Raw genomic sequence first — 2,312 nt, forward strand, 5'->3', positions numbered from 1 at the left:
CTTTTCCTGATACGCTTTGCAGACCAAAAATTGCACCCGACTCTATTTTAGCTTTTACTTTATCTAAATCATCTTGTGTAACGCCACGCTCTTCAAATTCAACAAATGAATCACGAATGATTTTTTCCATATCAGCTAACGTTTTCCCTGCTGTAGGATTTGGTAAAGCATAAAGGCTAATTGAACACGCTAACTCTTGGCATGGATGATTTGCACTTGCTTGAACAGCAAGTTGAGTTTTAACTAGGTTTTTGTATAGTAGTGAATTATTACCTCCACCTAATATTTCAGCAAGTATATCAAGAGGTGCTTCATCTTCAGAGCGAGCGTAAGTCGTTGGGAAACTCATACTTAATAAAGGTAAGTGAACCTTATCTTCCATTGAAATATATCTATCGGCATTTAGTGTTACCGCTGTTTTTTCAACTTTAGGTATTTCAGGACCTTTTGGGATTGGTGCAAAGTATTTAGTAACTAATGGCAGTATTTCATTAGCGCTGATGTCACCACCAATGGTAAGCGTTGCATTATTTGGTCCGTACCATTTTAAAAAGAATGCTTTTAAATCATTTACATTTACGCGATTTAAATCGTCCATAAAACCAATTACAGGCCATGAATATGGATGGCCGTCTGGATACATCGCTTGAGCAACACGTTCACCTAAACGACCATAAGGGCGATTATCAACACGTTGGCCGCGCTCGTTTTTTACTGTTTCGCGTTGTACTTCAAATTTTTCTTGGGTTACAGCATCGAGTAAAAAGCCCATTCGATCAGCTTCTAGCCACAACATTTTTTCTAATTGATTTACTGGTACTGTTTCAAAATAGTTTGTTCTATCTGAGTTAGTTGTACCATTTAAAGTACCGCCTGCTTCAGATATTATTTTAAAATGTTCCTCATCAGCAACATTTTCTGAACCTTGAAACATCATATGCTCAAAAAAGTGAGCAAAGCCTGACTTACCCAACTCTTCGCGAGCAGAACCAACGTGGTATGTTACATCAACGTGTACTAAGGGATCTGAATGATCCTCATGCACAATTACAGTTAAACCGTTATCTAGTTTATATTTTTTATACGGTATGTTGATTTCACCTGCATTAGATTTCACTGATTCAATAAGTGTAACGCCAGGAATTGATGTTTCTGTAACAATATTTTTATCAACAGCTTGAGTTGAGCTATTACATGCAGCCAACCCTGATGCAAGTAAAACAGCAAGTGCAATTTTTGTGAGTTTCATTTTTTAGTCCATATTTAAATTAACTCAATGAGTTTAAAGACTGTAAGCGTCCGAGCAACGACACCTAGCAGAGTGGATTTAATTAATAGAAAATATCGTCAGTTTCTACTGGAGGTATTATGCAAAAAAGAACCCTTAATGACTGGCAAAAATTGATTGAGCAGCAACAAACCAGCGGCTTATCTATTGTCGCATTTTGTAAAGAAAACATGTTACCCACTTCAAACTTTTATAAATATCGGTCTAAGTTACAAGACGCTGCAAAAGCACCTAAATTGGTGAAAGTGCAAAACAAAGCCATTCCCCATAAAGTGAATGCCTCAATCACGTTATCTCATGGTGAAACTCATTTAACTATACCAACCTCATCTGAGCCTACATGGGTGGCTAATTTAATAAAGGCGCTGCAAGCATGAACATGTTTATTGATGTGCCCGACGTGTACCTTTGCAATCAGTTTGTCGACTTCAGAAAATCCATTAATGGCTTAGCGGCCATTGTTGAAAGTGAACTCGAACTGTCAGTGCTATCCGGTGCCGTGTTTGTTTTTTGTAATAAAAGCCGAGATAAGCTGAAGATATTGTATTGGGATAACACAGGCTTTGCCCTGTGGTATAAACGCCTCGATAAGCACAAATTTAAATGGCCGAAAAACCTCAGCGCCGACACCCTAAACTTAACCGAGCAACAATTACACTGGTTATTATCTGGGTATGATGTCATAGGGCATCAACAAATCAACATCGAAAACGCTAGCATTATTTAGATCGTCGCGGGATCAATATTAACCATCGCATTAAGCTAGTTTACGGTAAAAAACATTATAAAATAGAAGGATGAATATTGATGTTAACCGCCTTCCAAACGATCCGGCGTTGCTTAAAAAGCTGTTGGTAGAGCACGCTGAAAAGTTAGCGCAAGCGACTGCGAGAAACCGGTATCTAGAGGAGCAATTCCGCCTAGCGCAACAAAAACAATTTGGTAAAAGTACCGAAGGCTTTGACGCACAAGGTGAATTGTTTAATGAAGCCGAAGACATCATTGAGCAACCTGATGAGCTTGC

3 protein-coding genes and 1 pseudogene are annotated in these 2,312 nt (G+C 38.5%); 3 read left to right on the forward strand and 1 reads right to left on the reverse strand.

Annotated elements, in window-relative coordinates:
• Positions 1 to 1,249 (reverse strand): pitrilysin family protein (locus tag L652_RS0105565; protein WP_024603357.1); only part of this gene is annotated, 1,249 nt, incomplete at its 3' end.
• A 119-nt stretch (positions 1,250 to 1,368) separates the two neighbouring features.
• Between L652_RS0105565 and L652_RS01000000123300 the strand changes: the two genes are divergently transcribed.
• From L652_RS01000000123300 to L652_RS0105580, 3 genes and pseudogenes are all read left to right on the forward strand, one after another.
• Positions 1,369 to 1,665, forward strand: coding sequence for a hypothetical protein (locus L652_RS01000000123300; protein ID WP_024596032.1), 297 nt, complete (start codon positions 1,369 to 1,371; stop codon positions 1,663 to 1,665).
• The gene (tnpB, locus tag L652_RS0105575; RefSeq protein ID WP_024596033.1) at positions 1,662 to 2,015 is read left to right on the forward strand and encodes an IS66 family insertion sequence element accessory protein TnpB; all 354 of its coding nucleotides are present in this window, start codon (positions 1,662 to 1,664) and stop codon (positions 2,013 to 2,015) included. Before L652_RS01000000123300 ends, tnpB begins: the two co-directional genes overlap by 4 nt.
• Positions 2,016 to 2,085: 70 nt before the next feature.
• Positions 2,086 to 2,312 (forward strand): annotated as a pseudogene (locus tag L652_RS0105580) (IS66 family transposase); the annotation flags it as partial.

Origin of the sequence: Pseudoalteromonas sp. TB25, assembly GCF_000497995.1 — a bacterium.
Classification (GTDB): Bacteria; Pseudomonadota; Gammaproteobacteria; order Enterobacterales; family Alteromonadaceae; genus Pseudoalteromonas; species Pseudoalteromonas distincta.